The following is a 26,820-nucleotide window of genomic DNA, read 5'->3' as shown; positions in this document are numbered from 1 at the left end:
CGGTCGATGCGGGGCCGCGCGATAAACGCCAGGCCGGCGAAAAGCCGGCATGGATGCGCGATCTCAGGAATGCCGATGACAGGAAAGGAAAATTGGTGCGGACGCCGCAGGGCAACCACAACCAACAGGTGTTCCTTTTACAGTGAGCATCGACATCGCGGCCTCATCTTCCAACAGACGGTGAGCAATTGTCGGTGCTTCTACTCGACGTCGAAAAAACCACGCGGCAGGCTTTATGTCAATTAAAAAATCAATCTAAGCTATTATTTTTAAATGATTATTTATGAAAACAGAAAAGCCCGCCCGCGCGCTGGAGGGTGCGCGGGCGGTTCAGACAGGGACTTGAGCAAGCGATCTACGAGGGGAGAAGCCCCGCTAGGCCGCAAGGCATGCGCGCAAGTTCCGGTCTATGCCGTCACGGTCGAGATTGCGGCCGATGAAGACGAACTTCGACTTCCGCGTGTCCTCGCCCCAGGCGTGGTCCGGGCGAAAATCGACCAGCTTGTGCACCGCCTGGAGCACGAAGAAGCGCTCGTCATTGGCCACAGAGACGATCCCCTTGGTGCGGAAGATGTCGTCGCCGCGCTCGCCGAGATAGTCCTTCAGGAAGGTGGCAAGCTTGTCGCCGTCGAAGGAATGCGGATAGACGAAGGAGTGGGATTTTACCGTCGCATCGTGGCTGTGCGGGCGCAGGGCGGATGTGGGCGGGTGGCCGTGGTCATGATCGTGATGGTGCGCATGGTCATGGTCCGGGTGGTCACAGGCCGCGTCGTGGCATTCATGGTGATGATGGCCATGCGTGTCGTGGTCATTATCCATGTCGATATCCAGGATTTCTGCCCGCTCGCGCACATAGGACGGCCGGAAGCCGTTGACGCCGAGGATGTTGGACAGATCCACCTTGCCATAGGTGGAACGCAGGATCGGCGCCGTCTGGTTGAGCTTGCGCAGCGACGTTTCGAGCGAGCCGAGGGCTTCTTCTGACGCGAGGTCGATCTTGTTGACGAGAATGCGGTCGGCCGCGACGATCTGGTTGACCGCCTGGTTGTCGCTGCCGTCGAGCACCGGATCGTAGAGGTGCTGGTCGATATGCATGGCGTCGACAAGCGTGACGATAGCGTCAAGATCGACCTCGTCAGCGACGCTGCGGTCGACGAAAAAGGCGGTGGCGACGGGGGTTGGGTCAGCCAGGCCCGACGTCTCGACGATGATGTGGTCGAACTTGTCCTTGTGGCTGAGCAGCTTTTTCATCACGTCGATGAGGTCGTTGCGCACGTCGACGAAGCAGCAGATGCAGCCGTTCTGCATCTGGAAGATTTCCTCGTCGGAGGCGAGCACCAGGTCGCTGTCGACATCCACTTCGCCGAACTCGTTCTCGATCACCGCGATGCGGTGGCCGTGCCGTTCGGTGAGGATGTAGTTGAGCAGCGTCGTCTTTCCCGATCCCAGGAAGCCGGTGAGGATCGTGATCGGGAGCTTCTTGTTGGCCGGTTCGATATGCATGTTCATGCGCCCTTCTCCCTCAGTGCTTTCAGGATGTCTTCCGGAGTGATCGGATAGTGGTGGAAACGGACGCCGATGGCGTCGTGGATGGCGTTGGCGATGGCCGGGCCGATGGCGATGATCGGGTCCTCGCCGACACCCTTGGCGCCCCAGGGGCCGCCCGGATCGGGTGCAGCTTCGAGGATGATCGTCTCGATGTCCGGCATGTCCATGGAGAGCGGCATCTTGTAGTCGACGAGGCCGGCATTGAGCGACCGGCCGGTCTTCTTGTCGATGACGTAGTCCTCGGTCAGCGTGTGACCGATACCCTGCTGGATGCCGCCCTCGATCTGGCCCTGCGCCGCGATCGGGTGGATGACCCGGCCGATATCGTGCACCGGTATGACGCGCTTGACCTCGACGATGCCGGTTTCCGTATCGACATGCACCTCGGTAAAATGCGCGGCGAAGGAATAGGATTTCGTCGGCTCGTAGGTACCGTTCGCGACGATGTTGGCGGCGGGAATGCCACGCGAAGGACCCATCGCCTCGGCGACAGTCATGAAGCGACCAGGCTCAGCCTTGACGAAGATTTTTCCCTCGGAAAGGTCAAGTTCGTCGGCCTTAACCTGAACCTTCATTGCAGCCCGTTCGAGAACGGACGTACGCACCTTGGTGGCAGCCATCTTGGCGGCGGTGCCGACGAGATAGGTCGTGTGGCTGGCAAAGGCGCCGATATCCCATGGCACCACGTCCGTATCGCCATGGATCGTGCCGACATCCTCGAAGCGCACGCCGAGTTCTTCGGCAACGATCTGTGCCAGCGCAGTGTGCGCGCCGGTGCCGAGGCCGGCCGCCCCCGTCAGCAGCGTCACCGTGCCGTCCTCATTGACCTTCACGGTGGCGTTGCCCTGTTCCTTGATGCCGGGATAGGCGGAAGAACCGTGCATTTCACAACCGACGCCCCAGCCGGTGCGGATGTGCGGCTGCTTGGGATCCGGCGTGCGGTCGCGGTTGCGCAGCTTCTTCCAGTCGAGCACGTCGATGCCGTGCTGAAGGCAGATTTCCAGCCCGTGGCCGAGGATCGGATGACCTGACGGCGCGATGTCGCCTTCCCGCACGACGTTCTTCAGCTTCAGCTCCGCCGGGTCCATGCCCAGCCGTTCGGCCGCCTCGTCCATCTGGATGTCGAGCGCATAATAGCTCTGCACCACGCCATAGCCGCGGAAAGCACCGTTGATCGGCGTATTGGTGTAGACGCAGCGCCCTTCCAGCCGCACGTTCTCGCAGCGATAGAGCGAGGTGGCGGCGGTGGTGCCGACGATCGTCACGCCCGGGCCGTGCGAGCCGTAGGCGCCCGAATCGTAGACCAGCTTCATGTCACGGGCGACGAGGGTGCCGTCGTTCTTGAAGCCTTGCTTCAGCCAGATCTTGCAGGGGTGGCGCGCACGGCCCGCAATGAAGGTCTCGTGACGGGTGAATTCCATCTTCACCGGACGACGCGTCTCTTTCGCAAGCAGCGCACACAGGAATTCGTGCTGGAAACAGTCCTGCTTGGCACCGAAGCCGCCGCCCATATGGTCGACGAGCACGCGCACCTTGGTGAGCGGCAGGCCGAGCACTTCGGCAAGGATGCCGCGCACCATGAAGGAGGACTGTGTGGAGGTCCAGAAGGTCAGCTTGTTCGAGCCGTCCCAGTCCGCGATACAGACATTCGGCTCCATATAGGCAGGATGCGGACGACCGCCGGAAAACGTGCCTTCAAGCACGAAATCCGCCTCGGCAAAACCGGCCTCGACGTTCCCGCGATTGACGCGTACCGGATCGAGCACCAGGTTGCCGCCCGGCCCGACTTCGTGGATCAGCGGGGCACCCGGCTGAGCCGCGTCTTCCGGCTCGAAGACGGCCGGCAAGGCTTCGTATTCGACGTCGATCAGGTCGAGCGCCTCGTCGGCGATCTCCTCGCTGATGGCAGCAACGACGGCGACGCCCTCTCCCCAGAATCGCACCTTGTCGTCAAGGATATACTGGTCCTTGGTGCAGGAAGCCGAGCGCGGATGCGGCGAGCCGTAATGCAGCACGCGCGGCACATTTTCGTGCGTCAGCACCGCCTTGACGCCCGGATAGGCGAGCGCCTTGCTGACATCGATGCTCTTGATACGCGCATGGGCGACGGTCGCGCGCTTGGTCTTGCCGTACAGCATGCCGGCAAGCTTGACGTCACCGGTATATTCGGCCTCGCCCGTCACCTTTTCCAGCACGTCGTCGCGGCGCACGCTCTTGCCGACGATCTTGAATTCGCGCTCTTCGATAGGGGTGTTGATGTTCATGATCTTGCAGCCTCCATCTCACGCGCGGCGGATTTGATCGCGTCGAAAATCTTGGTGTAGCCGGTGCAGCGGCAGATGTTGCCGCTGAGGCCGAAGCGAATGTCTTCATCGGTCGGGCGCGGATTGTCGGCAAGCAGCTTCTTGGCCATCATCAGGATGCCCGGCGTGCAGAAGCCGCATTGCGAGGCACCGTGCTGCATGAAGGCATCCTGCAACGGATGCAGCGTATCGACGCTGGGCTGGAGCCCCTCGACGGTCTCGACCGAGCGGCCTTCAGCCTCGACGGCGAGCATCAGGCAGGCATTGACCGGCTCGCCATCGACCAGCACGGTGCAGGCCCCGCAATCGCCGACGTCGCACCCCTTCTTGGTGCCGGTAAGGCCGACATCGTCGCGCAGCGCGTCGAGCAGCGAGCAGCAGGTCTCCACCGCCATGTCGCGCGCCTCGCCATTAATGGTGAGTTCGACGATCCGTTTCATGCAAAAGCCTCCAGTGCCTGTTTGATGGCGCGACCAGTCAGCACGCCCACCATGTCGCGACGATAATCGGCGCTGGCGCGCACGTTGCTGATCGGCGTGCACTCTTCCATCGCCTTGTTCGCGGCATTCTTGATCGTCGCCGCATCGAGCGCCGTGCCGCGCAGCATGGCTTCTGCCTCCGGGGCCCGCAGCACGGTCGCGCCAACCGCGCCGAGTGCGATGCGGATGTCGTTGCAGAGGCCGTCCTCCATGGTGAGGCTGACGGCGACGCCGACGGTGGACAGTTCCATTGCCTTGCGGCGTCCATGTTTCAGATAGGCCTTGCCGCTGTTGTCCAGCGCCGGCGGCACGGTGATGCCGGTGACGATCTCGCCCTTGGCGAGCACGCTCTTGCCAGGTCCGGTGAAGAATTCGGCAAGCGGCACCACCCGCATGTTGGTGCGGCTGTAGATGTGCACGAAGGCGCCATCGGCGATCAGCGGCGGGATCGTGTCCGCCGACGGCGAGGCACGACAGATGTTGCCGACAACCGTGGCGCGGTTGCGCACCTGGATGGAGCCGAGCGACGCGAAGGCCGCGCGCAGGTTCGGATAGCGCTGGCACACCAGTGGCAGGCGCTCGAGCCTTCCCACAGTCACCAGCGCGCCAAATGTCAGGCCGCGCGCTTCGTCATAGGTAATATCGGAAAGGCCGGGGATCGGCTTGATGTCGATGACATTGCGCACGCGGCGCAGCCGCTCCCGGATTTCGACCAACAGGTCCGTTCCGCCGGCAAACAGGAAGCTGTCGTCGCCAAGCTCGACAAGAAGGCGCGAGGCATGCTCCAGCGTTTCCGCCCGATGGTATTCAAAGCGTCTCATGGGATTTCCCTTGGTTCGGGGCTCCGGCGGCTCAGCGCCGCCGGACTATTGTCGGTTGCGCGTCAGGCCGGATCGGCCGCCGGTGCACCGTTCTTGAGGTTCGTCTCCTCGGTCTCTTTCGCGGGGATGCCGTTGAAGAGGATATTGAGGAGCGCTGCGGCAAAGGTGCCGACGAGCACGCCGCTGTGCAGGAACTTCTCCATTGCCTCGGGCAGCTGGTCGAAGATCCTGTCCGCGACGACCGGCACCATGGCGAGGCCGACGCTGACGGCCACGATGTAGAGATTGCGCCGGTTGTTGGTGAAATCCACCTTGGCGAGGATCTTGACGCCGGTGGCCGAGACCATGCCGAACATCACAATCGCTGCGCCACCCACCACATAGCTCGGGATGGATGCGCTGATGAAGGCGACCTTCGGCAGCAAGCCAAGCAGGATCAGGATGACGCCACCCGTTGCCACCACCCAGCGGCTCATGACGCCGGTGATCTGCAGCAGGCCGACATTCTGCGCATAAGTGGTGTAGGTGAAGGTGTTGAGGATGCCGCCGATGATGTTGCCGACGCCGTCGGTACGAAGGCCGCGAGCGAGGTCCGCCTGGGAAATCTTGCGGCCCGCCATGTCGCCGACAGCAAGGATCTGCCCGGTCGACTCGACCATCATCACCGTCATGACGGCACAGAGCGAGAAGATCGACCAGAACTCGAAGATCGGCCAGCCGAAGGCGAGCGGGTGGATGATCTGCACCCAATTGGCATCCCCCACGCCGCTGAAGCTCACCTTGCCGGCCACAACCGCGATGGCGAAGCCGATACAGATGCCGAGCAACACGGCGAGATTGGCCAGGAAGCCCTTCAGGAACCGCGTCAAAAGCAGGATCGAGACGAGCACGATCGAGGCCACGGCGAGCGCGAAGGGCGCACCATAGGCCGGGTTGGGGATCATGCCTTCCGGCCCCCTAATCATCGGCTGCCCGCCGGCCGCCCAGTTCACGCCGACACGCATCAGCGAGAGGCCGATGATCAGCATGACCGTGCCTGTGACGATCGGTGGGAAGAACCGCACCCATCGGCCGAAATACGGCGCGGCGAGAAGCGTAAAGATGCCGGAGCCTATGACAGCGCCGATGACGCCGGGCATTCCAAGTTCCGGGTTGGTGCCGGTCGCGATGATCGAGGGGACGGCCGTGAAGGCGATGCCCATCATAATCGGCAGGCGAATGCCGACATTACCGATGCCGAGCGCCTGGATGATAGTGACGATGCCACAACAGAACAGGTCCGCACTGACCAGCATGGCGATCTGTTCTTTCGGCAGGTGAAGCGCGCTGCCGATAATAAGTGGCACGGCGACCGCGCCGGCATACATGACGAGAACGTGTTGCAGGCCCAGAGCCACGAGGCTCGGGACCGGATACATTTTTTCGACGGGATCCGTCGTTACAGGTTTGGTCATTCGCTTTCCTCCCAGCGAATAGCGTTCCGGCGCGGTGCGGGCTTCTTGGCCTCGTGGTTTTGTCACCGCACGCCGTACAATGCGGATCATGCGGCTGGCCAAATCAGTAAACAATCGGCATAATTATATTTATTCATCCAACAATTGAATGAATTGGCGGCCATGGACATCACGCTTAAGCAACTTCGGGCCTTCGTCACGGTGGCCAATCTCGGACAGTTCACACTGGCCGCCGACAAGCTCGGCTCGTCGCAATCGGCCGTCAGCACGCTGGTGCGGCAGTTGGAAACGAACCTCAATCTGCGCCTCTTCGACCGGCACACGCGACTGCTGCGCCTCACGCAGGCGGGCATGGACATCCTGCCGATCGCCGCGCGCGCCGTCTCGGACATCGAGGGCATGGTGGAAAGCTCGCGGGAGCTGAATGCACTCCGGCGCGGCAAGGTCTCCGTTGCGGCCGGCACGGTTCAGGCGGCCCTGATGCTGCCGCAGCTCGTCTTCGGCTTCACCAAGCTGTACCCGGAAATCGAGGTCGCGCTGCATGATGTGGCGGAAAAGGCCGTGCTGGAGCAGGTCGCCAACGGCTCGGTGGATGTCGGCATCGGTACGGTGCCGGATGACGACACCGAGCTTATGGGCACGCGCCTCACCACGGACGAATTCCTGGTGGTCCTCCACCCCGAAGACCCGCTAGTAAAGCTGTCGGAGCTTCGCTGGACCGATCTTGCCGACTGCAAACTGATCGGCCCGCAACGCGGCAACCCCATACGCGACCGGCTGGAAAGCGAACTGGTGCGCAACGGCATCGTGCTGCCGCTCGACAAGGCGATGCAGGAGGTTGCGCTGCCGCTGACGATCATCGGCATGGTCGAGGGTGGCCTCGGCGTTGCGATCATGACCTCGGCAGTCACGCGGCTGGCGACCTCGATGGGGCTCATCGTGCGCACACCCACCGAGCCGCATATCAAGCGCGAGGTCAGCCTGATCCAGAAGCGGACACGCTCGCTGTCTCCCGCCGCGCGGCGGTTTCGCGATTTCCTGCTGAAGTCGGTGCATTAGCCGACCGTCGCACGATTGACCGCACGAAAATTCACGCGTTATCCTGATGGCGCTGCTGGACCGCGCGAGGCACGGGCAGGCAGGGCGCAGCGGCCATTGGCTTTTGCTGCGCGCGGAGGCTGGCGCCGATAGGTGCTCCGGCCAGCCGCCGCTCCCACGCCAGACCAGGAGCACCCATGGCTCACTCCCTCAAGGGCAACGCCGCCCCTTCCGATGCCCCCACGCAGCCCAATCGTCCCGACCTTTCCTCCGACGCCATCCGTGCCGCGAGGGAAGACCTTGCCGCCTGTTTCCGCATGGCGGCGCGCAACGGGTTCGAAGAAGGCATCTGCAACCATTTTTCGGCGGTCGTGCCGGGGCACGACGATCTCTTCATCGTCAATCCCTATGGCCATGCCTTCCGCGAGCTGACGGCTTCCAAACTTCTAATCTGTGATTTCGACGGCACCGTCATCGACGGTGACGGCGCACCAGAGGCGACCGCCTTCTACATCCACGCCGAAATCCACCGGCGCCTGCCGCGCGCCAGGGTGGCCTTCCACACGCACATGCCCTACGCCACCGCTCTCTCCATGACGGACGGTCCGCCGCTGATCTGGGCCGGACAGACGGCGCTCAAATTCTACGGCCGCACCGCGGTGGACGAGAATTACAATGGCCTGGCGCTCGATCACCGCGAAGGTGCGCGCATTGCCGCGGCAGCCGGCGATGCGGACATCGTCTTCCTGAAGCACCACGGCGTGCTCGTTCTGGCGCCAACCATCGCCGAGGCGTGGGACGATCTCTACTATCTCGAGCGGGCGGCCGAGGTGCAGGTTCTCGCCATGTCGACGGGACGCACGGTATCCCCAGTCGATCCGGCGATCGCGGAAGCCGCCTACAGGCAGATGCGCGAGGGCGACGCCGCCTCCGCGAGCGCCCATCTCAGCGCCATCCGCCGGCAACTCGACGCGGAAGAACCGCAATATCGGCATTGAATTTTCGAGGAGATGGCGCCGCCGGCCGTGCCATCGGCGCTGCTCCGGAGAATTTCCAATCCCTTGATTGCGCTTGTCTTTCCAGAGGAAATTTCGCGATTGCGAGAAACCTTAGCACCTGCGATTGTTACTGTTTTTTCATTAAATAATTGAAATAATGAATTTGTTTTAACTAATCGCCCGTGCTTTGTTTTCTGCCATAACAAGAAGGTGGGGACGAATGGTACGTGATACTCAAACTCCGTCGCTTGCAAATCTGGCATCTGGCCAGTCCTTTGCGCTCACGGGCGGAACCGTCATTCACGACGATGGTTCGCAATCGCTCAGCGACATCATCGTTGGAGCAGATGGGCGCATCGTCGCCGTCGAGCCCTACCTCGACACTGGAAGCTGCGGCGCCTGCGTGGACATCACCGGCATGCTGGTTTCGTCCGGCTTCCTCGATGCGCACCAGCACCTCGACAAGACGGGCGTGCTGCGCTTCACGCCCAACCCCTCCGGCACGCTGCAGGGGGCCCGCGAAGCCTTCGCCAAATATGCCCGCACCGCCGGCCCCGATGACATTCTCAAGCGTGCCACGCACACCGTCGAGCGATGTCTGTCACGCGGCACGACGGCCATCCGAAGCCACATCAACGTCGACAAGGATGCCGGCTTCCACGGCATCGAGACGCTGGCCGGTGTCCGTAATGCCGAAAGAGACCGCATCATCCTCCAGCTCGTTGCCTTCATGACGCCGCATCCCGGCCAGGACTTCGACTGGCTGGCGAAGAATATCGACGGCGCGGTGGCGCTGGCCGATGCCGTGGGCGGCACGCCCGCCGTCTCGGAGGATCCGCCGCGCTACCTCGACATGCTGTTCTCCGCCGCCGTGAAGGCCGCAAAGCCGGTCGACCTGCATCTCGACGAGCACCTCAAGGCCGACGTCCACCTGCTGGACGCCGCCCTCGAACGGGTCGAGCGCTTCGGCATGCAGGGTCGCACCGTGTTCAGCCACGTCTCCGTGCTGAGCGCCCTGCCCCGCGCGGATTTCCAACGCATCGCCGAGCGCATGCTCGCCCTCGATGTCGGCGTCGTGACGCTGCCGGCGGCAAACCTCTACCTGCAGGGCCGCGACGCCGAGATGCTGCCGCCGCGCGGCCTGACCCGTGTCGCCGAATTGTACCGGGCCGGCGTCACTATCGCCACCGCCTCCGACAATATCCAGGACCCGTTCGTGCCGACCGGCTCCGGCGACATGTTGGAAATCGCCCGCTGGACATTGCTGGCCGGACATCTGCGCGGCGACGAACTTGCCGCCGCCCACCGCATGATCACTACCGCGCCGGCCCGCCTGATGGGCCTTGGCAAGGACTATGGCTTCAAGGCCGGTGCGCGCGCCGACTTCATCGTCACCGACTGCATCGACACCGACACATTGGTGGCCGGTGGGCCGGACCGTGCCTTCGTCTTCTCGAAGGGGCGGCTGGTCTCGCACAGCGCCACAGAAAATATCCGCTCGCAGGAGGATGCATAGAGAACGACCACTCCGGGGGGATTGATACGCAATCTAATGGGAGGAACAGAATGAAGAAGACTTCAGTTTCACGTCGTTCGCTGCTTGCATCCACCTTCGCATTCGCCCTCGCCGGCTTGATCTGGCAGGAGCCGGCCCATGCCGGCGACTTCAAGATGGGCTTGCTTGTGCCCGGCAGCGTCGCGGAAGAATCACCGACGCCAGCGCTGCCAAGGAAGCCGCCGTTAGCATGATGTCGCAGGGCGCCGACTTCGTCGTTCCCAATGCGAACGCTGCGGGACTGGGCGTCATCCAGGCCACGCAGGAATCGGGCGCGCAATCCGGCACGTTCAGCGTCTACAGCGACTACACGGAGGTCGCCCCCAAGAACATCCTCGGCACGTTCATCGCCGATTACGGTCAAGGCATCGTGCGCATCGTCTCGGACATTCGGGACGGCACCGTGCCGCAAAGCAATGTCGACTTCGGCCTGAAGGATAAGGACGTCATCAAGTTCACCTTCAACGACGAAGCCGCCAGATCGATACCGCAGGACCTGCGCAAACACCTGGAGGAGGTGAGCGCGAAGATCGTTGCGGGCGAGATCCAGACACGCGCGAAATAAGCGCGGTTTATGGGAACTTATCAAATGGGAGGAAGATCAATGAAACTTTCAAGAAGAACATTCCTGGAAGGCGTGGCCGCATTGTCCATCGCCATGTCCACGCCGGCAATGGCCTATGCCGAAGACCTGAAAATGGGCCTTCTCGTGCCCGGCAGCGTTTCGGAAGAAGGCTGGAACCGCATTGGTTACAACGCGCTGAAGGGCGTGGAAGACCAGCTCGGCGCCAAGATCAGCTATGTCGAACTGCAACAGAACCCCGCTTCGTTCGAAAAGGCGTTTCGCGACTATGCCAGCCAGGGTTACAAGGTCATCCTCGGCCATGGCTTTGAATTCCAGGATGCCGCGCTTGAGGTCGCCCTCGACTATCCGGACACCTACTTCCTGATCTCGTCGAGCAGCATTCATGAAGGCAATGTCATCGGCCTCAACACCGATACCAGCCAGCCCTTCTATCTGATGGGCGTCATCGCCGCGAAGATGGGCCGCAAGGCCGGCCTCGTCGGCGGCATGGAAATTCCGCCGATCCAGCAGGCCTTTGCCGGTTTCAAGAATGGCGCGAAGAGCATCAACCCGGACTTCCCGATCAGCGAAGCCTATATCGGCAACTTCACCGATACGACGGCGGCCAAGGAAGCGGCGCTCAGCATGATCGCCCAGGGTGCCGACTTCGTCGTGCCGAACGCCTCGGGCGCCACGGTCGGCGGCTATCAGGCAATCTCCGAATCCGGTCCGGACGTGCGCTCCTTCTCGATCTTCAGCGACTTCACCCCGGTCGCGCCCAACAACATTCTCGGCCTTTATGTCGCCGACTATGCACAGGGCGTGGTGGAAGTGGTGCGCTCGATCAAGGATGGCAGCCCGCCGACGGAAAACGTCATCTTCGGCCTCAAGGACCCGAAGGTCATGTCCTTCACCTTCCGCGATGACGGCCCGGTCTCCGTGCCGGAAGACATCCGCGCCGAAGTGAAGGCGATCAGCGACAAGATCGTGGCTGGCGAAATCAAGACCGGCGAGTAACCGGACCCCGCGCTGCGGCCGACCATCCGGCCGCAGCGCATCCTTGCGCGCCACACCAACATCCGGACCAATCCATGGCACAGATAAACCAGGGAGTGCGTGAGAACGTGTATCCTCAGACCGTCAACGCCCTCTACCGCACGCTCTCGCAGGCCGCGATCAGCCTCGTGACACCCCTCGCCGCAGTCCTCGTCGCCCTTGCCTGCGGCGCCGTCCTGCTCTGGCTCAACGGCTTCAATGGAAGCGACGTCGTCACGGTGATGATTTTCGGGTCGTTCCAGGACATGCGCTCGGTCGGCGAAATCCTGCTGAAGGCAACCCCGCTCATCCTGATCGGCGCGGGGCTCTGCGTCGCCTTCCGATGCAGCATCTGGAACATCGGCGCGGAGGGCCAGCTCTATGTCGGGGCGATCGCCGCAACGCTGGTCGGCACCAGCATCGATGGCCTTTCTGTCTGGGTACATGCGCCACTCGTCATGCTGGCCGGCGCCGTCGCGGGTGCGGCCTGGGCCGGGATTGCCGGTTATCTCAAGGTGCGCTTCCAGGCGAGCGAAATCGTCACGACGATCATGCTCAACTACATCGCCATCATCCTGACGAGCTACCTCGTCACCGGGCCAATGAAAGATGCCAGTGCTGCCTATCCGCAGTCCGCCCGCCTTGTGCGCGAGGCCTGGACGCCGCGCATCGTCTCCGACATGCGTCTCCATATCGGCATTCTCGTCGCCGTGGTGCTGGCGGTCGCGCTCTACATCTTCCTGCAAAGAAGCAGCCGCGGATTTGCCCTGCGCGTCGTCGGCCTCAACCCGCATGCGGCGCGCTATGCCGGCATGAATGTCGGCCGCAACATCATGATCGCCATCTGTATCAGCGGCGCGATGGCTGGCCTTGCAGGCGCCTTCGAGGTCGCCGGTGTCACGCATCGGCTCTACCAGAACATTTCGCCCGGCTACGGCTTCGAGGGCATCGCCGTGGCGCTGCTGGCCAGCAACAATCCGCTGGCAGCAATCCTCTCGGGCGGGCTGTTTGCGACGCTCCGCTCCGGCTCGGAAGTCCTCCAGATCTCCTCGCAGGTGCCTCAGGTCCTCGTGCTGGTCATCCAGGGAATCGTCATCCTGTCTGTCGTCGCCTTTGCCAAGTTGCGCGACATCATAAGGATCGTGGCCTGAAAGAATGGAAACTCCCGCAAGGAATTTACCTTGCGTGAAAACAAAAACTTAGGCGACACTCCTGAAGGGTTTTCTTAATGGACGACATGATGTTCCTCACCTTCCTCGCGACGCTCGCCGGCGCCGCCTGGAGGCTTGCGACACCCCTCATCTTCGCCTCGATCGGTGAGGTCTTTTCCGAGCGGGCGGGCGTGCTCAATATCGGCCTGGAAGGCACCATGCTTGTCGGCGCCTTCTGCGGCTTCGCGGCGGCCTTTGCCACCGGCAGCGTTCTTCTCGGTCTTCTCACCGGGGTCGCGGGTGGTATGCTGTTCGGCCTCATCTTCGCCTTCTTCACGATCACCATCAAGGCGGACCAGATCGTGGTTGGCGCAGCACTCAACCTGCTCGGCATGGGCCTCACGGCCTTCCTCTTCCGCACCTACTATGTCTCGACCGGCAAAGGCATCGAGATCGCCCAGCCAGTCCGTATTCCCTGGCTCAGTGACCTGCCCTTTCTCGGCGAGGCTTTTTTCCAGCAGAACCTTATCGTCTATTCGACGATCCTCGTCGCCGTCCTCGCCACCCTCATTCTCTACCGCACCTCGTTCGGCCTGACGCTGCGCGCCGTCGGCGAACATCCGAAAGCCGTCGATGTCGCCGGCCGCAATGTCGCGGCCTACCGCTACGGCGCAGTCCTGGTCGGCACGGGGCTTGCGGGGCTCGGCGGCGCGTTCCTGACACTCGGCCATTCCAACCAGTTCGTCGAAGGCATCACCTCCGGTCGCGGCTTCATCGTGCTGGCCGTGGTCGTGTTCGCAAGGTGGTCGCCGATCGGCGCCTTCTTCGTCTCGCTGCTCTTCGGCCTGTTCTATGCCTTGCAGCTCATGCTTCAGGCCCAGGCATCCATCGTCGTGCCCTACCAGGTTCTGCAGGCGCTTCCCTACATCATGACGATCATCACGCTCGTCGTGGTCCGCGGCAAGGGTGCAGCACCGAGCAAGCTCGGCCAGCCCTACGAGATGAGGTAACGGATATGTCCAAAAAACCCTTCCTGCGCATCGACAATATCCGCAAGCGCTTCGGCCCGATCATCGCCAGCGACGGCGTATCCCTGGAAATCCAAGAGGGCGAGATCCATTCACTGCTCGGTGAGAACGGCGCCGGCAAGAGCGTGCTGATGAGCATGATCTGCGGCATGGTGCGGCCCGACGAGGGCGAGATCGTCTACAAGGGCGAGACCGTGCGCTTCAACAGCCCGCGCGAGGCGATCCGCCAGCATATCGGCATGGTGCACCAGCATTTCATGCTCGTGCCGAACCTCACGGTCGCGGAAAACTACATCCTCGGACAGGGTTCGGGGCTGCGCGTCATCAACGACATGGACAAGGTGCACGGAAAAATCCGCGAACTCAGCGACCGCTATGCGCTCGACGTGCGCCCGGATGCGCTCATTGAGGATCTTTCCGTCGGCGAACAGCAGCGCGTGGAAATCCTGAAAACCCTGTTCCACGGCATCGACCTCTTGATCCTCGACGAGCCGACCGCCGTGCTCACCCCCCAGGAAACAGACCGCCTGCTCGCCCTGATGCGCGACCTCGTCAAGGATGGGAAGACCGTCGTCTTCATCTCCCACAAGCTGGACGAGGTGATGCGCGTCAGCGACCGCATCAGCGTCATGCGCGACGGGCGTGTGGTCAACACCGTCAATGTTGCCGATACGGATGCGCGCGGACTTGCGCGCATGATGGTGGGCCGCGACGTCGGCATGGAACTGCCTCGCAACCCCGCCGCTCCCGGCCCGCTCGTGCTGTCAGTCGAAAATCTCACCTGTCGCAGCGAGGCCGGGCTTCCGGCGGTGCGGGGTGTGAGCCTTCACGTGCGCGCCGGCGAGATCGTCGGCATCGCCGGCGTTTCCGGCAATGGCCAGACCGAACTGTCGCTAGCACTGTCCGGCCTGCTACCGGTCGATTCCGGCCGCGTCGTGCTCAACGGCAAGGACATCACGGGCCTCGATCCCGCCCGCATCAATGCCTGCGGCTTTTCCCACATCCCGGAAGACCGGCACAAACACGGTATCGTCATGTCGCTGTCGCTCAGCGAGAACACCATCCTCCAGCGCTACGACCAGCCGCCCTTTGCCGCGCGCGGCATGCTGAACCGCAACGTGATCGGCGAACACACCCGCGATCTCATCAAGCGTTTCCGCGTCAAATCCCGCAACGAGGACCAGCGTATCGGCGACCTTTCCGGCGGCAACCAGCAGAAGCTGGTCGTCGCGCGGGAACTCGCCCGTAATCCGGATTTCATCCTCGTCAATCAGCTCGCCCGCGGCATCGATATCGGCGCAATGGAGTTCGTCATGGAGGAGATGCTGAAGCAGCGCGACAACGGGCGCGCCATCCTGCTCATCTCCACGGAGCTGGAAGAACTCTTCGCAATCTGCGACCGCATCCTCGTGATGTTCCACGGCGAAATCCTCGGCGAGCTGCCGCCGGACCGCACCCGTCTCGAGGAACTCGGTTTGCTGATGGCGGGCAAAACGGAACAACCGGCGCTTGCGGGCTAGACAGGGATGGCTGCGGCAGGGTTTGATGGCGGTCGCATAAACAGGAGGGCAGTACGCCCATGAACATAACCCTGCGGCAACTCAGGGCCTTCATCGCGGTGGCCGAGCTTGGCCAGTTCAATCTCGCCGCCCGGCACCTCCACCTCACCCAGTCGGCAGTCAGCATCCTCGTCCGCGACCTGGAAACGGAGATCGGCGTGCGCCTCTTCGACCGGCACACCCGGATGGTCTCGCTCACCCTCGTCGGCCAGGAATTCCTGCCGCAGGCGCGAAAGATCCTGAAGGACCTGGAGCTGGCCGTCGGTGACGTGCGCGACAATGCCTCGTTGAAACGCGGCCAGGTGACGATCGCAGCCGCAATCGTGCTCGCCGCCACCGTCGTTCCGCCGATCCTCGCGCGGTTCCTGCGCATGTATCCGGAGATCACCGTCAACATCCGCGACATGCCGGAGGAGCAGATCACGCCCGCCCTCAAGCGCAACGAGGTCGACATCGCGATCGGCACGCTTTCGGAAGACGATCCCGAGATTGCCGCTACGCCGCTGCTGCGCGACAAGCTGATGCTCGTCTGCCGGGAGGATCACCGCTTCGCCAAGCGAAAATCCGTGCGCTGGGCCGAGTTGAAGGACGAAACCCTCATCACGCTTGCCGCGTCCAATCCGCTGCGCAACATCGTCGAGCACAATCTCATCCGTGTCGTGCCGAGCTACCGGCCGAAATACGAGGTGCGCTTCTCGACCACCGCGATCAGCATGATTGCCGCCGGCATGGGGGTCGCCGTCTTGCCGGAAAATTCAAGCCAGCTCGCCTCAGCCGTGCGGGTGATGACGGTCGATCTCATCGAGCCGCATGTTATGCGCGACGTCTCCGTGCTGCAACGGCGTCATCATAGCCTCTCGCCCGCCGCCGAACATTTGAAGGCTGTGTTCGTTGCCTGGGCTGCCGAGAAGACGGGACCCGCCATTCGCAGTTGAGGGCGCCTCGTTTTCACGGAGCGCCCTGCCCTTTGTTTTCGAAGGTCCGGGTTGCGCTACACCGTCTGCGGCACGCTCGTGTCCTGTCCTATCAGGTTGATGACCCGCTCCACAGCCGAAGGGATCGGCCCGATCACAGGTGTATCGAAAATCTGCCGCAGCTGATCGGCGGCCTGGCCGAGCGGGCCGCCGCCGATGATCACGGCTTCCGCACCGTCCAGCTCGATACAGGCGCGCACCGCGCCCGCCAGCGCTCCAGTCAGAAGGCCGGTATTGGATGCAAGTGCGATCGGATCGCCCTGCGTACAGCGCACGCCCGTATAGAGATGGGCAAGGCCGAGGTCATGGGCGCGCTGGTCGATGGCTTCGATGAGATCCGGCGTCGAGGTTGCGACGCCGAACTTCTTGCCGCCCTGCGAGGCCTCGATCATCGAGGCCTCGCAGATGCCGACCACGGGAACAGTGACCTTGCGGCGAAGCTCGGCAAGGCCGGGATCGCCGAAGGCGCTGACGATGATCCCCGCACAATCCCGACCGTGCGCGGTGCCCAACTCGACCACCTGCGCGGCCGAGGCTGTCAACTGCTGGGGCGTGACGATCATGGCCGGGCTGCGGCTGGCCGTCACGGCCTTCACGTCCAGCCTCTCGGCTGCGGACCTCAGCGCGATGGCCTGCATCATGTCGCTGGTGGTCTCGGAACTGTTGGGATTGATCAACAGTATGTGCGGGGTCATTACGCTTATGCTCCTGCCTTGAGGGGTTCGACTGCGATGTCGTCGCTCTTGCCGATGACATCCGCACGCTGCGTGAGGTCTTCCATCGACATGCCGTAGGTTTCCGGCCCGAGGCGGATGCAGACGGCGAAGACCGCATACATGGCAGCCGCGAGACCGAAGACGCCGCCCATGCCGTAGCTATCGAAGAGGGCGCCCGAAATGGTCGGCACGAAGGAACCGGCAGCCGAACCCGTCGCCAGGATGAAGGCGACGCCGAAGGCGCGGATGCGGGTCGGGAAGAGTTCCGGCGCATAGATCCAGATCGAGGTGTTCAGCAGAAGCACGAAGAATTGGAAGAGCGCGCCGAAGAACAGCACCAGGTAGATGGTGGTGCCGAGATACATGATGGCGAGTGCGGCAAGGCAGGCGCAGATTGCACCGGTCGTCAGCACCCGTTTGCGCGGGAAGTAGTAGCCGAACATCGAGGCCGCAATGGCGCCGAGAACGCTGCCGCTCTGGATGATCATGCTGTAGAGCAGGCTGCCCTGCAGCGTGTAGCCCATCTCGATGAAGATGATCGGCATCAGCGTGAGCACGGAAAGCTGTGCGCCATAGCTCATGAGGATGGCGATCGATACCGGAATGATACGGCCAAGGAACGGCGCGCGGAAAAGCTCCTGCCAGGCACCCTTGGCGGCTGGCGCTTCGCTCTCCTTGTCCTTCGTCAGATATTCCTTCACCACGAGGTTGTTCGGCCGGAGTGATCCGGATTCCAGCACCGAGAGCACCTTGTTCGCCTCGTCGATGCGCCCTTGAGATGCAAGGAACCGTGGCGTTTCCGGCACGTAGCGGCGGTAGAACACGACCAGCAGGGCCGGCAGTGCAAGCGAGGCAAACAGCCAGCGCCAGCTATCCTCACCCGGGAAGATGCTGAAGATCATCAGTCCGTAGACGGGTGCCAGGAAGTTGCCAAAACCGCCCGCGCCCACATTGACGAGGCCGGCCGCCGTTCCTCGGAATTTCGGCGAGCAGAATTCCGAGAGCATGGTGACGGCTGTCGAGATTTCCCCGCCGACGCCAAAGCCGACGATTGCCCGGGCGATGCAGAGGAACATGAAGTCCGGTGCCAGCGCGCAGGCTGCCGAGCCGAGCGAAAACAGCAAGAGATTGAAGGTCAGCATGACGCGGCGGCCGTAGCGATCGCCGAGGATGCCCGAAAGCAGGCGCCCGATGGCCGCACTGCCGAACGTGATCGTATTTAGGAAGCCGATATCCGTGCCGGTCAGACCCCAATGCTCCTTCAGGAGCGGCCCGGACACGCCGATCGTATTCTGCTCGAAACTGTCGAACAGGCACCCGATCAGCACCAGCACGATGATCTGCTTATGCGCACCGGTGACCCCGATGCGGGTGAGCGCCCCCTCCAATTGACGGATTGCCGGCGATGATTTGCCGGACTGCACCATACCTTCTGCTGCCATAGTCTCCTCCTCCTTCTGGCATCAATAAGAAAATTGATTTTCATACAATACATTAATGAAATCAATTTTTCAACAAACTTGATGACAGTTTCGCCACACACGCTTGCGAAGTCCTGCCAGTCCGTTACAACCTTGATTTAATGAAAGAAGGCGATGAATGAGATGAGTTCCACGGATCGTTCGTTCCTGTTTCGCGTGCGCGACGCGCTCAACGAACTGCATCCCGCCGAGCGGCGACTCGGTGACTTCGTCTGCGACTTTCCAGGAGAGCTTGCGAGCTATTCCGCGTCCGAACTTGCCAAGCTCGCCCAGGTCTCGAACGCCACGGTTACCCGCTTCGTCCGCCGGCTCGGCTATGAAAGCTACGAGGAAGCGCGCCGCCATGCGCGCGAGGAAAAACAGACGGGCTCGCGCCTGTTCCTCGCCGCCTCCACCGATGCCGCGGCGGCCCAGTCGGTGGCTGCCCATGTCGCCCAGGGCATCGCCAATCTGGAGGGCACCTTCGCGACGATCACCGATACGCAGGTGGACGCGGTCGCCGATGCGATCCTCAATGCGCGCAAGACCTGGGTCCTGGGTTTTCGCAGCAGCCACGCCTTCGCCGATTATCTGCAATGGCAGATGACGCAGGTGGTGGAAAACATCGTCGCCATTCCGGGCGCCGGGCAAACGCTTGGCGAACACCTCGTCAGCGTCACCGACAAGGATGTCGCGATCGTCTTCGGCCTGCGCCGGCGCGTGGCACAGATGGAGACCATCCTATCCGCCATCGAGAAAAGCGGCGCCAAGCTCCTCTATCTGACGGACGAAGGGGTCGCGCACCGCGCGACGGCGACATGGCATTTCCGTTGCCAGACACTGGCGCCGGGCCCACTCTTCAACCATGTCTCGGTCATGGCCATCTGTCACCTGATCGCAACGCGCGCCATCGAACGCGCCGGCGCTGCCGGTCGCACGCGCCTGCGCGGCATCGAGCGCTTCGGCGACACGCTGGAGGAACTATAGCCGTTCCCTCACATCCGCATCAGGGCCGGCCGTCGGTGAACTCGATGAGATCCCAGAGATTGCCGTAGAGGTCCTTGAACACCGCGACGATCCCGTATTCAGCGGTCTTCGGTTCCCGCTCGAAGGCCACACCCTTTTCGACAAGAGCATGATAGTCGCGCCAGAAATCGTCGGTGCGCAGGAAGAGAAAAACCCGCCCACCCGCCTGGTCGCCGACATAGCGCTCCTGGTCGGGCGACGACGCGCGGGCAAGCAGGATCGAGCACGTACCCGTTCCCCTCGGTCGCACCACAACCCATCGCTTGTCCTGCTCCGCCTGGTAACTGTCGTCGACCAGTTCGAAGCCCAGCGTGTTCACGTAGAAGTCGATGGCTTCGTCATAGTCGCGGACGATGAGGGCGATATGGGCGAGGCTCTGATTCATGAAACGTTTCCTCATGACGACTGGGGGCTGGTTGGCTGGGTGGCTGCCCATTCTCGGGCTGTCCGCACAACGCCCGTCATCCTGCATAAGGCCCGGTATCTGCCGCCGTCAACGTGAATGCTATTGTCGAGAGAATGGCTGCGGCATCGACTTTCAAAGCGAAAGATCGAGTAGAACGACATTACGGAATTAGCACACCCCCCTTTCCGAACTGTCCCTGATATATCAGTCGACTTGCCAGTCGAATTGCGACATGCCAGTATGTGATATATCAGCGGAGCACCAGAACGTGGATAACGCGGCGTCGCAAGCCCACCTCGCCTATCTCGCCCTCGAAGGGCTGATCGTCACGCTCAAACTGAAGCCGGGCTCGCTGGTGACCGAGCGCCAGCTCATCGAGCTTGCCGGTCATGGGCGCACGCCGGTGCGCGAGGCGATCCAGAAGCTCGAATGGCAGGGATTGATCGCGGTGCGTCCGCGCGCCGGCTTGCAGATTACGGCAATCCGGCCGGACGACCATGCCAATGTCATGACGACGCGCCGGCAGCTAGAACCCCTCGCCGCCGCCCTGGTTGCCGAGCATGCCGAAGACCATCACCGGGAGCAGCTCGTCGCCTGCGCGCAGGCCATGACGGCGTGCTCGATCCACTCCGATCTGGAGGGCTTTCTGGCAGCAGACAAAACCTTCGACGAGATCATGGAGGAAGCCTGCCCCAACCGCTATCTGACGGCGGCGCTCGCCCCCCTGCAAACCCATTCACGCCGTCTCTGGTTTACCCGCGCGGACAACCGGCACATGGATGGCTCGGTCGATCGGCATGTGAAAGTCATTCGCGCCATCCGCAACGGCGACAGGCTCGCTGCCGAAACGGCGATGACCGCTCTGATCGGCTATCTCTCCGCCTGAGGACAAACGAAAAGGGCGCCCCGAAGGCCGCCCCGCTTTTCATCCTGCCCGTCGACTAATCGACGAAGGCGCGTTCGATGACGAATTCGCCGGGCTTGTTGTTGGAGCCTTCGACGAGGCCCGACTCTTCCAGCAGCGCCTTGGTTTCCTTCAGCATCGCGGAAGAACCGCAGATCATGCCACGATCGACCGCCGGGTCGAAATGCGGCACGCCGAGATCGGCGAACATCTTGCCATCGCGGATAAGATCGGTGATGCGGCCCTTGAGTGAATAGTCCTCGCGGGTCACCGTCGCATAGTGGCGCAGCTTGTTGCCGACCACTTCGGCCAGGAATTCGTGGTTGCGGATTTCCTCGACGAGGTCGAAACCGTATTTCAGTTCGGCGACCTCGCGGCAGGTGTGCGTGAGGATGACTTCGTCGAACTTTTCATAGGTTTCCGGATCACGCATCAGGCTTGCGAAAGGCGCAATGCCGGTGCCGGTCGAGAACATGTACAAGCGCTTCCCGGGCGTCAGCGCATCGAGGACGAGCGTGCCGGTCGGCTTCTTGCGCATCAGCACGGTATCACCCGGCTGGATCTGCTGGAGATGCGACGTCAGCGGGCCGTCCGGCACCTTGATCGAGAAGAATTCGAGTTCCTCGTCCCAGGACGGGCTTGCGATCGAGTACGCGCGGTAGACCGGCTTTTCACCGACCATCAGGCCGATCATGGCGAATTCGCCGGAGCGGAAACGGAAGCTTTCCGGGCGCGTCATGCGGAAGCTGAACAGGCGATCCGTATAATGCTGCACGCTCGTCACCGTCTCGGCAAAAACACCGGCGGGAATGGCGGGCACGAAATCTTCGGTCTTGGCAGGTGCGTTCATTTCGGGATCGATCCTGGCTGCGTCTAAAATCTTGACGATAGGCAGATATTACATGTTGAGCGACAAAGGAAGGTATCCCGTTCCAATGCGCTGATTGGCCGCGCAATAGTTCTCTCTTTCGCGCTGCCCGGCTTTGATCTCGCGCAAGCCTAATACGCGATTGCGGCCTTTCACCGGCCCAACCGGCAATCGGACCTGAAAATTCAGGCCCGACGACGCCAGCTGTAGGAACCGACATCTTCCGAGGGGCGGGCCGTCGGCTGGTAGTGGTTGTCGATGCCCGGCAGCCGGTTTTCCGCAAGCCGCTTCAGCGCGGTCGCGTTGGTCACGGCAAAGCTGTCGATGCCACAGCGCAGCATCAGCGGGATCTGGTCGATCAGCACGTCGCCAACCGCCCGAACCTCACGCGAGAAACCGAGGCGTGCGCGCAGCAGCGACGCATGGCTAAAGGCGCGACCATCGTTGAAGGCCGGGAAAGCGACAGCCACGAGCGCCAGCCGGTCGAGATGACCTTCCAGCTTGCGCACGTCGTCCGCCGGATTGATCAGCACGCCGAGTTCCGTTTCCTCGGTCTCTGCTGCCTTCACCAGGAAGTCCTCGAGGCCGAGAATGACCTTTTCGTTCGAGCCGGCCTTGGTCTCTTCCGTCTCGATGATCCAGGGATCGTCGGTCACGAAGCCGGCTTCGTTCCAGATTTTCGTCATCATCGCTCCCCTCAAGCTGCCGCAGCCGCTGCCTTATCACCGTAGAGCGCATCCTTGAAGGGCTGCGGTCCGACGCGACGGTAGGCGGCGAGGAAGATTTCGGAGGGATCGAGACGAAGACCCAGATAGGTATCGACGATGACCTCGATGGCATCCGTCACCTTTTCCGGCTCGAAGCCACGGCCGATGATCTCGCCGATAGACGTGTTCTCGTCACCGGAACCGCCGAGCGTGATCTGGTAGAGCTCTTCGCCTTTTTTCTCCACGCCAAGCAGGCCGATATGGCCGACATGGTGATGGCCGCAGGCATTGATGCAGCCCGAAATCTTGATCTTCAGCTCGCCGATTTCGGCCTGACGTTCCGGTGAGCCGAAGCGGTTCGAAATTTCCTGCGAAACCGGGATCGAGCGGGCATTCGCCAGCGCGCAATAGTCCAGCCCGGGACAGGCAATGATATCCGTGATGAGGCCGGCATTGGCGGTCGCGAGACCGGCGGCGACGAGGCCACGGTAGATCGGTTCAAGATCGGCCAACGCCACATGCGGCAGGATCAGGTTCTGCTCATGGCTGACGCGGATTTCGTCGAAGGCATATTCTTCCGCGATGTCGGCAACCGCCTCCATCTGCACGTCGGTAGCGTCGCCCGGAATGCCGCCGATCGGCTTCAGCGAAATCGTCACCATGCCGTAGTCGGGATGCTTGTGCGGCTGCACGTTGTTCTGCACCCAGCGGGCAAGATCCGTATCCGCCTTCTTCCACTGCGCCAGGCTCGCCCAGCCCTCGGCGCGGGGCGCCAGTTCCGGCGGCGCGAAATAGGCGGAGATGGCGGCCACGTCCTTTTCCGGCAGCTTCAGTTCGGTATCCCTGAGTTCAGCGAACTCCACTTCCACCTGCCGTGCCAATTCCTCGGCGCCCGTCTCGTGCACGAGGATCTTGATGCGCGCCTTGTACTTGTTGTCGCGACGGCCATGGAGATTGTACACGCGCATGACGGCGGTCGTGTAGGACAACAGGTCTTCTTCCGGCAGGAAGTCGCGGATCTTCTTGGCGATCATCGGCGTGCGGCCCTGCCCGCCGCCGACATAGACGGCAAAGCCGATCTCGCCCTTTTCGTTCTTCTTCAGGTGCAGGCCGATGTCATGCACCTGGATCGCCGCGCGGTCGCGCTCGGCCCCGGTGACGGCGATCTTGAACTTGCGCGGCAGGAAGGAGAATTCCGGATGCACGGACGACCACTGGCGCAGGATTTCCGCATAGGGCCGCGGATCGGCGACCTCATCGGCGGCTGCCCCCGCGAAATGGTCGGCCGTCACGTTGCGAATGCAATTGCCCGAGGTCTGGAGCGCATGCATCTCGACTGTCGCGAGATCGGCGAGTGCGTCCGGCAGCTCGTTCAGCTTCGGCCAGTTGTACTGGATGTTCTGGCGCGTGGTGAAATGGCCATAGCCGCGGTCATATTTGCGCGCGATATAGGCCAGCATGCGCATCTGGCGCGCGTTCAGCGTGCCATAGGGAATGGCGACGCGCAGCATGTAGGCATGCAGCTGCAGATAGACGCCGTTCATCAGGCGCAGCGGCTTGAAGGCATCCTCCGCCAGTTCGCCGGACAGCCGGCGACCGACCTGATCGCGGAACTGCTCAACGCGGTCGGAGACAAAGGCGTGGTCGAATTCGTCGTAGCGATACATGGAAAAGTCCTCAGGCGGCCGAATTGACCGTCGCAGTCAAGCCGGCATAACCGGCGGCGTAAACAATCGAAGGGCCTTCGGCGCGGATGCGTTCACGCATGCGCAGCGGCCGAAGCACACCATCCACTTCTTCGACATCGACAACGTTGACGTCAACCACCTTGTTGTCGGCATAGGCCTGCTTGCCGGTCGCTTCCAGCGCATCGACGGCCTCCTTGTGGCGCGCCACGAAGGCGGACTGAAGGTGCTCGTTCCAGGTGCCGGCGGCATCCAGCCAGACGGAGATACCGTCGGAAAGGCGATTGGCTGTCAGAACCTTGTCGGTCATGTCATGCTCCCAATGCTACTGTATCACGAACCGTCTCGCGCAGGGCAAGCGGCGTGGAATGTTCGAAGTTGGCGCCGGCAACGGCCTCGCCGATGATCACCATGACCGGGCCGGACAGTTCGTCGCGATGCTCCAGGCCCGGAAGGTCCTTGAGCGTGCCGTGCAGCAGCCGCTTGTCGCGGCGGCTGGCATTCTCCACGACGGCGACCGTCGTTTCCGCCGGCAGGCCGGCATCCATCAGCCGCGCGGCGACGGAGGCGGCCACGGTGCGCCCCATATAGACGGCAACGGTCGCGCCGGAAATCGCAAGCCGTGCCCAATCCGGCAGGACAGCGCCCGTGAGATCGTGGCCCGTCGTGAAGACGAGCGATGAGGCAACGCCGCGCAGTGTCAGCGGCAGTTCGAAATCGGCGGCCGCCGCAAAAGCGGAGGTGATGCCGGGCACGACCTCATAGGTCACGCCCGCCTGGCGCAGCGCTGCCATTTCCTCACCGGCACGACCGTAGACGAGCGGATCGCCGGATTTCAGGCGAACGACACGTTTTCCAGCCTTGCCAAGCTCGACAAGCAGGTCGTTGATCTCTTCCTGTGACTTGGAGTGACAGCCCTTGCGCTTGCCGACAGACAGGCGCTCGGCGTCGCGACGCCCCATGTCGACGATCGCCTGCGGCACGAGTGCGTCAAAGACGATCACATCGGCTTCCATCATCACGCGCTGGGCGCGCAGCGTCAGCAGGTCTTCGGCACCCGGGCCGGCGCCAACGAGCCAGACATGACCTGCGGCCTTGCCCTGCGAGTTCAAAAGTGCCGTGGCGGAGCGGCGTGCCAGCTCGATATCGCCATTGTTGACGGCATCGGCAACGGCGCCCTGGAAGAAACGCCGCCAGAAGACGCGGCGCGTCACGCCGCGCGGCAGAATGTTATCAACGGCCTGCCGATAACCATTGGCCAGGCTTGCAAGACGGCCAAGCGACGGCGACAGGATCTGGTCGACCTGCGCGCGGATCATCTGCGCCAGCACCGGGCCGGCGCCCTCCGTGCCGATGGCGACGGCGACCGGTGCGCGGTTGACGAGGGCGGGCGTGAAGAAATCGCAATGATCCGGCTGGTCGACGGCATTGACGGGGATGCGCAGCTCGCGGGCAGCCGCGGAGATGGCGCGGTCGGCCGCCGCATCGCCCGTCGCCGCGAAGACGAGCGTCGCATCCACGATCGTCTGCTTCGAGAAGGGCGCACGAGCGAGCACGAGGCCCTTGTCGGCGATGAACCGTGCAAAATCTGCTTCAGGCTCTTCCGCCAGAATGACGATCCGGGCATCCGTGTTGAACAGCAGGCGGGCCTTGGCAAAAGCCTCGTCGCCTTCGCCCACGACAACGACCGTTCTGCCGGTGGTACGGAAGAACGCCGGGAATGTCGAAAGCTTCTGCTGCGATTCAGTCATGGTCTGGTCCGGTTGAAGTGTGCGCACTATCGCGAAAAATGGCCACAAACAAAAGAAACAGAAATTCCAATGCCCAAGGAGGGGCGTATTGTTTTGCTCTGAGGTCCGGCATTTTGAGCATAAGTCACCGGGCCCCCTTGCCCGTCCGCCCGGGCGCCCGCTAAGGATGCCACCATACGCCAATCGGGGATCCCATCATGGACCAGGCCGCCCTCGCAAAACGTCTGCTCGACGTCATGGAGTTCGACATCCTGCCGCTGACACGCGACGGCGTCGCGGCCGGCAACAAGATTTTTGGCGCGGCCATTCTCCGCAAGGCCGACCTCTCGATCGTTCTGGCCGAAACCAACAACGAGACTGAAAACCCGCTCTGGCACGGCGAAATTCACACGCTGAAACGCCTTTACGAGCGCGTGGAGAAGCCGGACACCAAGGACTACCTCTTCCTCTCGACGCACGAGCCCTGCTCCATGTGCCTTTCCGCCATCACCTGGGCCGGCTTCGACAATTTCTACTATTTCTTCAGCCATGAAGATTCGCGCGACAGCTTTGCCATCCCGCACGACCTGCGCATCCTGAAGGAAGTCTTCCGGCTCGATCCGAGCGGCTACGCGAAGACCAACGCCTTCTGGCATTCCGCCGCCATTTCCGACCTCATTGCCACCGCCGACGAGACTGCGAAAGCAGACCTCCGAAAGCAGGATGCCGAAATCCGCGCCGCCTATGACGCCCTGTCCGAGACCTACCAGTCCGGCAAGGCTGACAACAGCATTCCGCTCAACTGAGACG

The 26,820-nt window shown here is 62.5% G+C and carries 26 protein-coding genes; 13 read left to right on the top strand and 13 right to left on the bottom strand.

Annotated features, from left to right (window positions below):
- Nucleotides 1–375: 375 nt before the first annotated feature.
- The 5 genes from BSY16_RS05530 to BSY16_RS05510 all read right to left on the bottom strand — a co-directional run bounded on the left by BSY16_RS05530 (nt 376) and on the right by BSY16_RS05510 (nt 6,605).
- Nucleotides 376–1,509 (bottom strand): CobW family GTP-binding protein, encoded by a 1,134-nt coding sequence (locus BSY16_RS05530; protein ID WP_069058731.1) that lies wholly within the window; start codon nt 1,507–1,509, stop codon nt 376–378.
- A complete protein-coding gene (locus BSY16_RS05525) occupies nt 1,506–3,812 on the bottom strand; it encodes a xanthine dehydrogenase family protein molybdopterin-binding subunit (protein ID WP_069058730.1) in 2,307 nt (768 codons plus the stop codon). The genes BSY16_RS05530 and BSY16_RS05525 overlap by 4 nt, the downstream gene beginning before the upstream one ends.
- Nucleotides 3,809–4,291 (bottom strand): (2Fe-2S)-binding protein, encoded by a 483-nt coding sequence (locus BSY16_RS05520; RefSeq protein WP_069058729.1) that lies wholly within the window; start codon nt 4,289–4,291, stop codon nt 3,809–3,811. Before BSY16_RS05520 ends, BSY16_RS05525 begins: the two co-directional genes overlap by 4 nt.
- A complete protein-coding gene (locus tag BSY16_RS05515; RefSeq protein WP_069058728.1) occupies nt 4,288–5,151 on the bottom strand; it encodes an FAD binding domain-containing protein in 864 nt (287 codons plus the stop codon). The genes BSY16_RS05520 and BSY16_RS05515 overlap by 4 nt, the downstream gene beginning before the upstream one ends.
- 62 nt (nt 5,152–5,213) lie before the next feature.
- The gene (locus tag BSY16_RS05510; RefSeq protein ID WP_069058727.1) at nt 5,214–6,605 is read right to left on the bottom strand and encodes a nucleobase:cation symporter-2 family protein; all 1,392 of its coding nucleotides are present in this window, start codon (nt 6,603–6,605) and stop codon (nt 5,214–5,216) included.
- A gap of 162 nt (nt 6,606–6,767) precedes the next feature.
- On the opposite strand from BSY16_RS05510, the gene BSY16_RS05505 reads away from it, so the two are divergent.
- The 10 genes from BSY16_RS05505 to BSY16_RS05460 all read left to right on the top strand — a co-directional run bounded on the left by BSY16_RS05505 (nt 6,768) and on the right by BSY16_RS05460 (nt 16,469).
- Nucleotides 6,768–7,664, top strand: coding sequence for a LysR family transcriptional regulator (locus BSY16_RS05505; RefSeq protein ID WP_069058726.1), 897 nt, complete (start codon nt 6,768–6,770; stop codon nt 7,662–7,664).
- 176 nt (nt 7,665–7,840) lie between these two features.
- Nucleotides 7,841–8,641, top strand: a complete 801-nt coding sequence (locus BSY16_RS05500; RefSeq protein WP_069058725.1) for an aldolase — start codon at nt 7,841–7,843, stop codon at nt 8,639–8,641.
- A gap of 220 nt (nt 8,642–8,861) precedes the next feature.
- Entirely contained in the window at nt 8,862–10,157 is a 1,296-nt protein-coding gene (locus BSY16_RS05495; RefSeq protein WP_083242833.1) for an amidohydrolase family protein, read from the top strand.
- A gap of 50 nt (nt 10,158–10,207) precedes the next feature.
- Entirely contained in the window at nt 10,208–10,390 is a 183-nt protein-coding gene (locus BSY16_RS05490; RefSeq protein WP_069058724.1) for a hypothetical protein, read from the top strand.
- Complete coding sequence (locus tag BSY16_RS05485) at nt 10,387–10,761, top strand: BMP family lipoprotein (protein ID WP_069058723.1); 375 nt, start codon at nt 10,387–10,389, stop codon at nt 10,759–10,761. Before BSY16_RS05490 ends, BSY16_RS05485 begins: the two co-directional genes overlap by 4 nt.
- Nucleotides 10,762–10,800: 39 nt before the next feature.
- The gene (locus BSY16_RS05480; protein WP_069058722.1) at nt 10,801–11,778 is read left to right on the top strand and encodes a BMP family protein; all 978 of its coding nucleotides are present in this window, start codon (nt 10,801–10,803) and stop codon (nt 11,776–11,778) included.
- A 107-nt stretch (nt 11,779–11,885) separates the two neighbouring features.
- On the top strand, nt 11,886–12,947 hold the full coding sequence (locus tag BSY16_RS05475; protein ID WP_286157184.1) for an ABC transporter permease: 1,062 nt from the start codon (nt 11,886–11,888) through the stop codon (nt 12,945–12,947).
- A 77-nt stretch (nt 12,948–13,024) separates the two neighbouring features.
- The gene (locus BSY16_RS05470) at nt 13,025–13,957 is read left to right on the top strand and encodes an ABC transporter permease (protein ID WP_069058720.1); all 933 of its coding nucleotides are present in this window, start codon (nt 13,025–13,027) and stop codon (nt 13,955–13,957) included.
- Nucleotides 13,958–13,962: 5 nt separating this feature from the next.
- Nucleotides 13,963–15,495 carry an ABC transporter ATP-binding protein gene (locus BSY16_RS05465; RefSeq protein ID WP_069058719.1) on the top strand — a complete coding sequence of 511 codons (1,533 nt, stop codon included), beginning with the start codon at nt 13,963–13,965 and terminating at the stop codon, nt 15,493–15,495.
- A 59-nt stretch (nt 15,496–15,554) separates the two neighbouring features.
- Nucleotides 15,555–16,469, top strand: a complete 915-nt coding sequence (locus tag BSY16_RS05460) for a LysR family transcriptional regulator (RefSeq protein ID WP_069058718.1) — start codon at nt 15,555–15,557, stop codon at nt 16,467–16,469.
- Between the two features lie 56 nt (nt 16,470–16,525).
- On the opposite strand, the gene BSY16_RS05455 is transcribed toward BSY16_RS05460, so the two are convergent.
- Complete coding sequence (locus tag BSY16_RS05455; RefSeq protein WP_069058717.1) at nt 16,526–17,203, bottom strand: aspartate/glutamate racemase family protein; 678 nt, start codon at nt 17,201–17,203, stop codon at nt 16,526–16,528.
- Between the two features lie 5 nt (nt 17,204–17,208).
- The gene (locus BSY16_RS05450) at nt 17,209–18,666 is read right to left on the bottom strand and encodes an MFS transporter (protein ID WP_069058716.1); all 1,458 of its coding nucleotides are present in this window, start codon (nt 18,664–18,666) and stop codon (nt 17,209–17,211) included.
- Nucleotides 18,667–18,828: 162 nt separating this feature from the next.
- On the opposite strand from BSY16_RS05450, the gene BSY16_RS05445 reads away from it, so the two are divergent.
- Nucleotides 18,829–19,671 carry a MurR/RpiR family transcriptional regulator gene (locus BSY16_RS05445; RefSeq protein WP_069061394.1) on the top strand — a complete coding sequence of 281 codons (843 nt, stop codon included), beginning with the start codon at nt 18,829–18,831 and terminating at the stop codon, nt 19,669–19,671.
- A 19-nt stretch (nt 19,672–19,690) separates the two neighbouring features.
- Here the strand turns inward: BSY16_RS05445 and BSY16_RS05440 are convergent, their stop codons facing one another.
- Nucleotides 19,691–20,095: a VOC family protein gene (locus tag BSY16_RS05440; RefSeq protein ID WP_069058715.1), complete on the bottom strand. Its 405-nt coding sequence runs from the start codon at nt 20,093–20,095 to the stop codon at nt 19,691–19,693.
- 253 nt (nt 20,096–20,348) lie between these two features.
- Between BSY16_RS05440 and BSY16_RS05435 the strand changes: the two genes are divergently transcribed.
- Nucleotides 20,349–21,002 carry a GntR family transcriptional regulator gene (locus BSY16_RS05435; RefSeq protein WP_069058714.1) on the top strand — a complete coding sequence of 218 codons (654 nt, stop codon included), beginning with the start codon at nt 20,349–20,351 and terminating at the stop codon, nt 21,000–21,002.
- 55 nt (nt 21,003–21,057) lie between these two features.
- Here BSY16_RS05435 and BSY16_RS05430 read toward each other — a convergent pair whose 3' ends face one another.
- The 5 genes from BSY16_RS05430 to cysG all read right to left on the bottom strand — a co-directional run bounded on the left by BSY16_RS05430 (nt 21,058) and on the right by cysG (nt 26,031).
- Nucleotides 21,058–21,870, bottom strand: a complete 813-nt coding sequence (locus tag BSY16_RS05430; RefSeq protein WP_069058713.1) for a ferredoxin--NADP reductase — start codon at nt 21,868–21,870, stop codon at nt 21,058–21,060.
- Nucleotides 21,871–22,073: 203 nt separating this feature from the next.
- A complete protein-coding gene (locus BSY16_RS05425; protein WP_069061393.1) occupies nt 22,074–22,574 on the bottom strand; it encodes a DUF934 domain-containing protein in 501 nt (166 codons plus the stop codon).
- An 11-nt stretch (nt 22,575–22,585) separates the two neighbouring features.
- Nucleotides 22,586–24,262: a nitrite/sulfite reductase gene (locus tag BSY16_RS05420; RefSeq protein ID WP_069058712.1), complete on the bottom strand. Its 1,677-nt coding sequence runs from the start codon at nt 24,260–24,262 to the stop codon at nt 22,586–22,588.
- Nucleotides 24,263–24,272: 10 nt separating this feature from the next.
- Complete coding sequence (locus BSY16_RS05415) at nt 24,273–24,590, bottom strand: DUF2849 domain-containing protein (RefSeq protein WP_069058711.1); 318 nt, start codon at nt 24,588–24,590, stop codon at nt 24,273–24,275.
- A gap of 1 nt (nt 24,591) precedes the next feature.
- Entirely contained in the window at nt 24,592–26,031 is a 1,440-nt protein-coding gene (gene cysG / locus BSY16_RS05410) for a siroheme synthase CysG (RefSeq protein WP_069058710.1), read from the bottom strand.
- A 197-nt stretch (nt 26,032–26,228) separates the two neighbouring features.
- Here cysG and BSY16_RS05405 point away from each other — a divergent pair, with 197 nt between their 5' ends.
- Nucleotides 26,229–26,816, top strand: a complete 588-nt coding sequence (locus BSY16_RS05405; protein ID WP_069058709.1) for a deaminase — start codon at nt 26,229–26,231, stop codon at nt 26,814–26,816.
- The last annotated feature ends 4 nt before the right edge of the window (nt 26,817–26,820 follow it).

Origin of the sequence: Sinorhizobium sp. RAC02, assembly GCF_001713395.1 — a bacterium.
In the GTDB taxonomy this organism is placed as follows: Bacteria; Pseudomonadota; Alphaproteobacteria; order Rhizobiales; family Rhizobiaceae; genus Shinella.
Note: the sequence above shows the minus strand (reverse complement) of the source record. Positions and strands in the feature narration are given on the sequence as shown.

Bases quoted from the DNA above. Each gene is read 5' to 3' on its own strand.
- BSY16_RS05420 (WP_069058712.1), bottom strand. From the start codon at position 24,262: ATGTATCGCTACGACGAATTCGACCACGCCTTTGTCTCCGACCGCGTT.
- BSY16_RS05405 (WP_069058709.1), top strand. From the start codon at position 26,229: ATGGACCAGGCCGCCCTCGCAAAACGTCTGCTCGACGTCATGGAGTTC.
- BSY16_RS05485 (WP_069058723.1), top strand. From the start codon at position 10,387: ATGATGTCGCAGGGCGCCGACTTCGTCGTTCCCAATGCGAACGCTGCG.
- BSY16_RS05460 (WP_069058718.1), top strand. From the start codon at position 15,555: ATGAACATAACCCTGCGGCAACTCAGGGCCTTCATCGCGGTGGCCGAG.
- BSY16_RS05435 (WP_069058714.1), top strand. From the start codon at position 20,349: ATGCCAGTATGTGATATATCAGCGGAGCACCAGAACGTGGATAACGCG.
- BSY16_RS05450 (WP_069058716.1), bottom strand. From the start codon at position 18,666: ATGGCAGCAGAAGGTATGGTGCAGTCCGGCAAATCATCGCCGGCAATC.
- BSY16_RS05520 (WP_069058729.1), bottom strand. From the start codon at position 4,291: ATGAAACGGATCGTCGAACTCACCATTAATGGCGAGGCGCGCGACATG.
- BSY16_RS05525 (WP_069058730.1), bottom strand. From the start codon at position 3,812: ATGAACATCAACACCCCTATCGAAGAGCGCGAATTCAAGATCGTCGGC.
- BSY16_RS05500 (WP_069058725.1), top strand. From the start codon at position 7,841: ATGGCTCACTCCCTCAAGGGCAACGCCGCCCCTTCCGATGCCCCCACG.
- BSY16_RS05505 (WP_069058726.1), top strand. From the start codon at position 6,768: ATGGACATCACGCTTAAGCAACTTCGGGCCTTCGTCACGGTGGCCAAT.
- BSY16_RS05490 (WP_069058724.1), top strand. From the start codon at position 10,208: ATGAAGAAGACTTCAGTTTCACGTCGTTCGCTGCTTGCATCCACCTTC.
- BSY16_RS05530 (WP_069058731.1), bottom strand. From the start codon at position 1,509: ATGAACATGCATATCGAACCGGCCAACAAGAAGCTCCCGATCACGATC.
- BSY16_RS05495 (WP_083242833.1), top strand. From the start codon at position 8,862: ATGGTACGTGATACTCAAACTCCGTCGCTTGCAAATCTGGCATCTGGC.
- BSY16_RS05470 (WP_069058720.1), top strand. From the start codon at position 13,025: ATGGACGACATGATGTTCCTCACCTTCCTCGCGACGCTCGCCGGCGCC.
- BSY16_RS05515 (WP_069058728.1), bottom strand. From the start codon at position 5,151: ATGAGACGCTTTGAATACCATCGGGCGGAAACGCTGGAGCATGCCTCG.
- BSY16_RS05430 (WP_069058713.1), bottom strand. From the start codon at position 21,870: ATGAACGCACCTGCCAAGACCGAAGATTTCGTGCCCGCCATTCCCGCC.
- BSY16_RS05425 (WP_069061393.1), bottom strand. From the start codon at position 22,574: ATGACGAAAATCTGGAACGAAGCCGGCTTCGTGACCGACGATCCCTGG.
- BSY16_RS05415 (WP_069058711.1), bottom strand. From the start codon at position 24,590: ATGACCGACAAGGTTCTGACAGCCAATCGCCTTTCCGACGGTATCTCC.
- BSY16_RS05455 (WP_069058717.1), bottom strand. From the start codon at position 17,203: ATGACCCCGCACATACTGTTGATCAATCCCAACAGTTCCGAGACCACC.
- BSY16_RS05440 (WP_069058715.1), bottom strand. From the start codon at position 20,095: ATGAATCAGAGCCTCGCCCATATCGCCCTCATCGTCCGCGACTATGAC.
- BSY16_RS05465 (WP_069058719.1), top strand. From the start codon at position 13,963: ATGTCCAAAAAACCCTTCCTGCGCATCGACAATATCCGCAAGCGCTTC.
- BSY16_RS05510 (WP_069058727.1), bottom strand. From the start codon at position 6,605: ATGACCAAACCTGTAACGACGGATCCCGTCGAAAAAATGTATCCGGTC.
- cysG (WP_069058710.1), bottom strand. From the start codon at position 26,031: ATGACTGAATCGCAGCAGAAGCTTTCGACATTCCCGGCGTTCTTCCGT.
- BSY16_RS05445 (WP_069061394.1), top strand. From the start codon at position 18,829: ATGAGTTCCACGGATCGTTCGTTCCTGTTTCGCGTGCGCGACGCGCTC.
- BSY16_RS05480 (WP_069058722.1), top strand. From the start codon at position 10,801: ATGAAACTTTCAAGAAGAACATTCCTGGAAGGCGTGGCCGCATTGTCC.